This window comes from Polaribacter sp. IC066, from assembly GCF_007997085.1.
Classification (GTDB): Bacteria; Bacteroidota; Bacteroidia; order Flavobacteriales; family Flavobacteriaceae; genus Polaribacter.
Genome location: NZ_VORR01000083.1, coordinates 1 through 9,166 on the forward strand (window position 1 = coordinate 1; position 9,166 = coordinate 9,166).

7 protein-coding genes are annotated in these 9,166 nt (G+C 28.6%); 5 read left to right on the plus strand and 2 right to left on the minus strand.

The features are described 5' to 3' along the window. Positions 1-78: 78 nt before the first annotated feature. Positions 79-1,353 carry a TonB-dependent receptor plug domain-containing protein gene (locus tag ES044_RS17415; RefSeq protein ID WP_189663342.1) on the minus strand — a complete coding sequence of 425 codons (1,275 nt, stop codon included), beginning with the start codon at positions 1,351-1,353 and terminating at the stop codon, positions 79-81. Positions 1,354-1,991: 638 nt separating this feature from the next. Further along, positions 1,992-2,255: a transposase gene (locus tag ES044_RS17420; RefSeq protein WP_147120604.1), complete on the minus strand. Its 264-nt coding sequence runs from the start codon at positions 2,253-2,255 to the stop codon at positions 1,992-1,994. 535 nt (positions 2,256-2,790) lie between these two features. Between ES044_RS17420 and ES044_RS17425 the strand changes: the two genes are divergently transcribed. The 5 genes from ES044_RS17425 (at position 2,791) to xseB (ending at position 6,360) form a co-directional block, all read left to right on the plus strand. Beyond that, on the plus strand, positions 2,791-3,126 hold the full coding sequence (locus ES044_RS17425) for a hypothetical protein (RefSeq protein ID WP_147120599.1): 336 nt from the start codon (positions 2,791-2,793) through the stop codon (positions 3,124-3,126). Positions 3,127-3,419: 293 nt separating this feature from the next. Beyond that, positions 3,420-3,860, plus strand: coding sequence for a DUF1810 domain-containing protein (locus tag ES044_RS17430; protein WP_147120600.1), 441 nt, complete (start codon positions 3,420-3,422; stop codon positions 3,858-3,860). Positions 3,861-4,079: 219 nt separating this feature from the next. After that, positions 4,080-4,604 (plus strand): hypothetical protein, encoded by a 525-nt coding sequence (locus ES044_RS17435; RefSeq protein ID WP_147120601.1) that lies wholly within the window; start codon positions 4,080-4,082, stop codon positions 4,602-4,604. Between the two features lie 173 nt (positions 4,605-4,777). Further along, complete coding sequence (xseA, locus tag ES044_RS17440) at positions 4,778-6,151, plus strand: exodeoxyribonuclease VII large subunit (protein WP_147120602.1); 1,374 nt, start codon at positions 4,778-4,780, stop codon at positions 6,149-6,151. Next, complete coding sequence (gene xseB, locus ES044_RS17445) at positions 6,151-6,360, plus strand: exodeoxyribonuclease VII small subunit (protein WP_147120603.1); 210 nt, start codon at positions 6,151-6,153, stop codon at positions 6,358-6,360. The genes xseA and xseB overlap by 1 nt, the downstream gene beginning before the upstream one ends. Positions 6,361-9,166 lie beyond the last annotated feature (2,806 nt).

Genomic DNA, 9,166 nt, shown 5'->3' on the forward strand with positions numbered 1-9,166 from the left:
TACTCGATGATTCCATTTAGTTAAATTATTGATTATCAGCATAATATACGAATAATTAACAACTTAAACAACTGTAAATCAATTAAATAAATAATTTAAACACAAAAAAAGTATGATTCTGCCCTGAGGACTTATTTTATTTGTTTGTCCTTTATCAAAACTATTAGCAAGCTGAGCAATTGGGTTTGAAATTTCATTCCCCATTCCATCTGCTTGCGTGTAACCACCCTGAATAGTACTATCATAAACAAGTTGGTTAGGAGCTATATTAATTGCATTGTACAATACAGAACCTACATTCCCTTCCTGCAAATAATTTTTATTGGATAATGTGTATAATATAGTTGTATTAATTTTTAACTTTTCTGTAACATCATAATCAAAAGTAGCTCTTGCTGTAAGTCTATTGTATTTAGATTTATCCAATCCTACAACCCCATCTTGATCTAAATAAGAGACGCCAAATGAGTATGCGGATTTTTTAGTGCCTCCAGTAGCCCCTAAACTCAAACTGAGAATTGGGGCTAAATCAAACACCTCATTTTGCCAGTCTGTTCCTGTCTTGGGGATTGATACAAACATAGGGTCTTCTCCTCCTGCTGAAAAAAGTGGGTGAGATAAAGCATTATCATAAGATTCATTTATATAAGCTGGATACGCTCTAAAATCAAATAAATTTAATTTCTTACTAGTTTGTTGAAAACCATAGAAAGTATCTAGGTTTAGTTTTAATTCAGCGTTTTTTCTTCCTGATTTAGTTACAATCAAAATAACACCATTTGCTGCACGCACACCATAAATACCCGCAGTTGCATCTTTTAATATATTTATACTTTTAATATCATTTGGATTAATCACTGATAAATCTTCAATAGGGTTTCCATCAACTAGAATTAACGGTCTATTATCTCCATTTGTAGAAACTCCTCTAATTCTAATATTCATTTCACTACCAGGTGAACCTGATCCCGAAGTAACATTAACTCCTGAAACCTGACCCTGTAAAGCCTGTTCAACCCTCGTTGGGTTAAGCCTTTCAATGGTTTTACTGTCTAATACCGATACAGCTCCTGTCACTTCTTTTTTACGTTGAGACCCATAACCAATTACCACTATTTCGTCTAACAAAGCTGTATTAACAATTAGTGTAATATCTATCTTATTTTGATTAGTAATAGTAATCGTCTGGGAGTCAAACCCCAAATAACTAAAGGTTATTTTATCTCCAGTAATTACAGAAATTTGGTAAACTCCATCAAAATCTGTCATTGTACCAGTATCTTTACCTTGAATAAAAACAGTGGCACCAGCTATGGGATATTTATCATCTGAAGATATTACAGTCCCAGACACCAAAATTTGTTGTGAATACAGAACTGAAAAGGAGTAAAAAGTGCAGATTGATAAGAGGAGTACTATTTTAAGCTTCATTAAGTTTAGATTTCAGATTAATAACTAACTACTTTCTCACATTATTTTTTTTAAAAACAAAAGGAGGTCAGTGTTAATTAAGGTTTTCAAATCTAGTTTGGAAATTTAGTTTTTCAAAAAAAAGGGGGTTGACTAAATTACAGCAACCCCTATTTTATTGTATACAAAAGCACAACTAGTAAGTGTAAGGTATTGTACTAAAGTAGCTTGTGGTGTCTATAAAAAATAAAAATATAGGAATAAATTTATTTAAATTTACCTTATGTTGAAGTGTTCTTATCTCCTTTCTAAATGTATGCCTATTGATATTTAAGCTCTTTGGAGAAATATTCATAAACGTATAAATCTTAATAGTATATACAGTTATTCTGACAAGGAAATAAGTCATCTATATTTGCAGAAAGTAGGTGAAAATAGTCTTAATAAGCTGTAGAAAATATTTTATAAGCAGTAAAGTACAGATTTTAAATTATTATTAATGTGCTTGTATATTTAGCGAAGCCTACAAATTATAAAATTACTTTCGGATAAGTAATGGCCTAATTTATAATTTTTTGGTTCTATGTCAAATACAATGGTTGCTCAAATTTGATCTTACCGCAAATAAAGTAAACTATATTGATAAAATTTGTTGTATTTCTATATCCTCTTGCTCTTTTTTTAGCGAGTTGAATTTTAGAGTTTAGTCCTTCTAGTATTCCGTTACTAATCTTACTTTCAAAATAATTAATGATTCCTATCCAATGAGATTTTATAGTTCTTACTGCTTTTTGGAATGGAAGAATCTCGCTTTCTTCTACTAAATCGTCCAAAAAACAAGATATCCTTCAGCTTCTTGTTTATCTTTAAGGTCCCAGAACTCTTTAAAGAGTTCTTTTAAAACAAGGATTAAGACACGATTTGAAAAACTATAACAATTAAGATAGGTAAGTCAGAAAGCAAGTTCCATTAAAACAAGGATTAAGACTCTTAACCATTCAGTAGGCTCTCCAGCTGAATTAGTAGATGTCAGAAAGCAAGTTCCATTAAAACAAGGGTTAAAAGATTTTAACTAGCCTTTATCCCGTGTAAATGTGATCTAATAAATACTTGTGAACCGGAGCAAGATGTGAAAATAAACATCAACTTAAGAGCTACAGAATTGAAACTTCTAGAAGTTGTAGCAAAAATTTACTGCTATTTAGGTAGTGGAGAATTGAGCTTTTAAATGGCGAAAAAACCAACGTAAAATTAGTTGCCAGAAATAGAATATAAAAGTTTTATGGATGATTAATAGGAACTAGGTTTGCTTTTTAAAAGATATTAATTTATCTTTTAGTTTAAAAAATAATTATTATAATGTACATCAATTAGAGAAGAATGAATAAGTTTTATTTTACATTTGGTAGCATACTTTTCCTAATGTTATTTTATTTTTTACGAAAAAGAACCAGTGAAAATAAAAAGGTAGTGCAACTTAAAAAAAATAACAAAGAAAAGTTTATTAGGGCTGAAACAGCTAATAACAACAATAATAATAATGTAATTAATCCTAAAAATAAAAAGGAAGTTCAACTTAAAATATCTGCTAAAAATAAGTGGCTCTATCCAAATGATCAGTTTGGGAAAATGGAAAAAGGAGTGGTCAATGATTCGGGATTTTATACAAAAAAGATAACATCAGATAAAAAGAGTTTAGAACATCCTACAAAATAAAGTTCACTATGCGTGCTAAATTATTCTCAATAAGATTCTGTGGAAATTAAAAAAAAATTACACCAGAACCTTCCAACAAATCGAAGGAAGTGTTTTTGAGAGTGGATATGTTTATAGAAAGAGTTCCTATATATTTCAATATAGTAAGGGATGGTGAATACGGATTATAATTGCAGAAGATCAACTACTTTTCTCTATTAGAAAATAATTTAAAGTAAAAGAGGTAGGTTATCTTTGTAATAAATAGATAAGAGAACTAAAAAAAGAGCTATAATTAAAGATACTATTGAAATATGATTGATAATTATGATTTAGAAAGATTTGTAAAAGCACAGAGAAATAATCATTTAATAGCTTTATTTGAAATTAAAAAAGGTAAAAAAATGAATCATTGGATGTGGTATGTTTTTCCACAACTAAAGGGTTTAGGCAGAAGTTCAACTGCAATTTTTTATGCAATTAAAAGCAAACAAGAAGCGATAACGTATTTGAAGCATCCTATTTTAGGAAAAAGACTTCTTGAAATTTCAAATGAATTGTTAAAAGTTGAAAACAGAAATTCAAAAGACATATTCGGATGGACAGACGCATTAAAATTAAAATCTTCGATGACGTTATTTGCAGCAATTCAAACGAAAGAGAAGGTTTTTAGAGAAATACTAATTAAATTTTATGATTGTAAAGAATGTTTAAAAACGATAGAAATGTTACAGCAAGATAATGAAATTAAATAAAAGAATAGAGGTAGTTGTTTTATTCTAAAGTAGCCAACCTTTCTAAATTCACAAGATAATTTATAGATTATAGGTGCAAGATTGTTAATCGTAAAATTCATCATATTTCCTTCATAATTAAATTTTCTTTAGAAATAGTTTTACTTTTAGATACATTTTTATTTGAAAGCTTGCTTTTAAGCTTTTCAATTAAAAATTGCTAAAATCAATCATTATTCAATGTCAGAAAATAACATAGCACCAAAAAAAAGAATAGAATATCGTGAGAAGAATGTTCGAGTTTCCAGAACAGGAGGAGTTTCTGCCACAAAAACAGTTTCAAAAGATGGATACAGTGCAACCCTAAATACCAACCACGGTCTTAGGCTTCATAAAAGACTATTTAAAGGAGCTAGAATGGGTTTTCAGCGTGGTAACTTTCAATTCATTGGTAGATACAATAGTGGTCCTTTTAATTTCAATATTTCAAAAGGGGGTGTTAGTACTTCTATCAAAAATAAAAGAGGTTCTTATAATATACTGAAGCCTAATTATTCAAGCTTTAAAGTAGGCGGTGTGCAAGTAAGAGGTAAAAACGCAGCTGCACTTCAATTAATCTTTTTAGCAATCAGCCTAATTATAAATCTTTTTAAATTTTTATGGTATATTTCAATTACTATGTTATGGTTTACATTTTTATCACTAAAATGGATTGTTGATTTTTTTATTGGTTTTTATAAAGGGTATAAGGCTGCAGAAGATTAATATATTTTAACGCATTTCAAAACAAAAAAATATTTTTCGTTTACTTTAAAGTTCCTTTGTTTTTCGGAAGCCTACATAAAAATTATTGGTATGAATTGTATTGTTTTAAGGCGTAATTCTATTCTATCTTTGCAGAATCATTTAAATCAGCTTTTAAAATAGATATAGATAATTTGTCTACGCTACCAACATACTATTCCTTATCAAAAATACTTAATCGTGTAAAAATAATTATAGATGATACGATAGCGGGTAAATATTTTTGGCTCAAGGTAGAAATTACAAGCATTAATTTTCACAGGTCAGGGCATACGTATCTTGAATTAGCAGAAAATATAAATGGCAAAACTGTTGCAAAATGTAAAGCAATCATTTGGAATCAAAATGTTGCTCAAATTCGGGAAGTATTAGGTCAGGATTTCAGTAATGTTCTTAAAAAGGGTAATGAAATCTTATGCTATACAAATATTCAATTTGATGCCGCTCATGGGTTAAGTCTTTTAATTACAGACATAAATTTAGAGTTTGCGGTTGGTCAAATCGAAAAGAAAAGACAAGAAACGCTGTACAGACTAAAAAAAGAGGGACTTATTGCCTTGAATAAGCAAATTAAAGTACCATTAGTAATATCAAATATTGCGGTAGTAGCTTCAGAAAACACTTCGGGTTATCAAGATTTTATTAAGAATATTCAAGACAACCCATATGGGTATAAATATAATTTAGAAATATTTTCTTCTGCTGTGCAAGGCAATGGTGCTGAATCAGAAATTCTTAAAAGGCTTAAAACTATTAATAAACAAAAGTACGATTGTGTCGTAATTATTAGAGGTGGTGGCTCTAAAATGGATTTAGATGTTTTTAATTCTTATAAAATTTCTAAACAAGTAAGCAAAATGCAAAGTGCTGTGTTTTCAGGCATTGGCCATGAAACAGACATTACAGTAATAGATTTTACTGCTAATCAAGCTTTTAAAACACCTACAGAAGTATCAAATTACATTGTAAATAAATCATATATTTTTGAACAGAATATATTGAGAGCTTATGACTTGATTTATGAAAGATACCAGAATTTATTAGAGAGAAAATTTAGTGAATTGATATTAAATAGTGAAGGTATTACGAATGCTTCAAATAGTTTTACTCAATTAAGAAGAGGTTTTTTACATACTCTTATGAATCGTTTAATTTCAAGCGTTAAAAATATAATTAATGAAGAAAAAAACAACCTTTCATTGATTAATCAAAAACAGTTACAGCAAAGTAAAAGAACTATTAATAATCAGGAAAGGCTTATAAAAAAACAACTTGAAATGCTTGGCTTATTAGTTGAGTATGTGATTCACAATAAAAAGGCATATTTAACCAATGCTCTAATAGTTATCGCATCAAATAGTCCAAAAGCAATTATTAAAAAGGGTTTTACAATACCTCGTGTAAACGGAAATCCTTATAAAGGAGAACAATTAACAGAAGGCACAATAATTAAATTAGAATTTAAAAATTCAGTCATTATAACTAAATACGTAAAACAAGACAAATAATGGAAAATAAGTCTATTTCAAAATTAACTTATGAGGAAGCCTCAAAAGAACTTGAATCAATTCTAGAGAATTTAAGAAATGACGAAATAAGTATTGACAAGTTAGAAAAAGTAGTTGCAAGAGCAGCTGCTTTATCAAAATTTTGTCAAGATAAATTAAGAAATACAGAACAGCAAGTACAAGATATAATTGATAAACTTGGTTTGTAAAATCTTGTTTTCACATGAAGCGCAACAAAAGAGTATATGACCCCAAAAGAGCTATTTTTTAAAAATGTTGTTTTTTTTTAATTCTATCTCTTTTTAATAAGGTTTATAGTTTTGAATTCGTTGATAAATAGGTTTCAGTAATGTGTTTTATATCCAGAATAATGTCTTGCTATAAGTTCTTTACAAACTTCAACTCTTTATTGCGATCCTTTAATTTTTAAGCTCATCTAAATTGTTTGTATCTTAATTTTGTTGCAAAAAAGTACTGTATTTTTGTATTCAATAAGAGATTATTGTTCTAGAAATATCATGTTTTGAGCAACCTATATCATTAAAGTACAAACCTTTATCTTTTTTTTTTGATAAAGCTCTCTCAATTTTCCGTATTTATTTTTTTAACTTAAGAATTTTGATGTTTTCTTTTATTGCTGATTCAGCTTCTTGCTTCGTTTTAAATATACCCATAATTCCTATAGTTTCTTTATCAATATGCGCACTGTATTTTTCCTCTAACTCACTAAATTCGTTGCAATTTACCTCTCCATTATATATTTGTTAAGTATCCATACACTGCTCACTATTAAACAATCCTTTTCTTGATTATATGTACCTTCATAAGTATTAAATGAAAAGGTACATGTTCATTGTTGACGCCATGAAACACAAACTTATTTATTTTAAATTTTAAAAAAAATATAAATAAAATGATTAACTTGCAGTAAGTCGTTATTTTGGTTTGTTTAAATGTTAAATTAATATCTAAACTAAAAAAATATCAAACGAAGTAAGAACTTAAAAATAGAAAAGGGCGAGATCGCTAAATTGATAAAATTCTAACTGAAAAAGCGGATAAGAAAGCAACGATATCATAGGCATATTTTTTTCTGTTAATCTAGCTATTTTTAAATTGCTTAAAGAGATGTATTGTAATCAATAAATAATTATTATGTTAGACAAATTTCTTTATAAAATTAACTTATTATCCATGAATGGGTTGTATTTCGATATCAGAATTAGCCATAGAAAGTATATTAGAATTCGTTTTTGGTAATGACAACATTAAAATAATTAAATGAAAAATTATTCTGACTTCATAAAAGAAACACTAATTAAATTTTACAAGTGTGAACTTAAAACTTGGAGAGAAATCTTTAGATACAAAACTTAATCCGTAGGCTTATCTTTTTTTTCAATACAGCTACTTTTAAAACAAAAAGAAAGCAAAGAATTCTTAAACCTCATACTTACTTTCTTAATTAGTCTAGAGCCAAGTGGTTCAATTTATTTTAACGAAGTAAATCCTTGCAGTAGTGTTTTTTTGGTATTCTTTTACAAATTCCAACTCTACAATGTTTTCTTTTAACCTATTAACTTCAGCTTATTTACGCACGACTCATGTGCCATAGGTAAAAAGTGTTATTTATAGCTATTAGATTATGACAGTTTTTTGCCTTTTATCTATAAGTATAGCAAAGCTAAAAGAAATCTAGGGTTCAAAACGGGTTTAAGGACGTATAATTTAACGCCTACTATTACTTGTTGTTAGTTTTCTTACTAATTTGGCTATAATGAATACCTATCATAAAAGATAGAACTAATTTATTTCAATAGCCGGAAAATTTAGGTGTACTAAAACCACAATACTTTTAAAAAAAGTTTCTTAACTTTTGCACAAGAGTATCAATACTATTTGTAAAAAGTTTCCTAACTTTCAACTATAAGTATGGTATGTTTTTTAAAGTCTTGTCTTTTTTGAGGTTCGTTCTGTTGATATTTTTACGAAGAACCTAAAGTTACAAAGATCTAATGGTTATAAAAGTAGTTTTGCTAGCCAATTTGTACTAAATAAAAAAGAGCTTCGGCATTTAATGATTGCAAAGAAAGACTATTAAAGTGCCTTTAAATAATAAAAAAAACAGAATAAATGTTCTTACACGTTTAGTTAGCAATAGTCAAGGTGAAAATTACCAAGTAAAACCTTACCATTTGTAAAAATTATAGAGATATTAATAGCTGGTAGTTTAAGAGTGGGTGCAAGTATAGAGATTACAATTTTATACAAGCACTAAAATTATCAAGCGATGTAAAAATCTAGGTTTAGTAAAGAGAAAAAAACACCTTAATTGGTATCGATGAGCTCAATAGTCTGTATATAGTTTCTCTATAAGAAGTTTTAGACGGAATGAGCGTTTTTATATGTACACTAAATCCTTAAGTGCAAGCATCATAGCTTTAAAAAACTTCGGCATCTATAAGACAAGTAGATATGCCCAAACAATTGCAGCTTTGCATCAAGGAAAGTCTAACGTCAATTTAAAGAGTAATGTGCATAAACAAATACTAACGGGTTAAGTTGATGCTAATGGTGTAGAAAATAGTGTCGTGTTAAATTTAGATGCGAGAGTGTATGTGGTGAAAAAGAAAACGGAACAGATCTTTTAGATTAGAAAATGATATATGAATAATAGTACGAACCAGTGAAATAGTACAAACTCATGTTTGCCAAGATGAAAAATAAGAGAAGCTACAAACGATCAAAAAAGAATAAGGATTAATTTTAGGTGTTCCCGCGCCAAAAAGCGCGGTCGGGCTTTCCATTATATCTTTTTATGCGTTGTTAATTTAAAGTTCACTATTTAAGAGCACATAGTTGTAAGCTATCAAAAATAATTTCGTTAATTTTAAGCATAAAAAGGATGCCATTACAATCCCTAACATGAGTTTTAGCATTTTAAAAGAGAGCAATAAAATACAAAAGGGTTTTCTTTTCAACAAAAACAAAAAAATTGGTTTAATAAAGATCGGT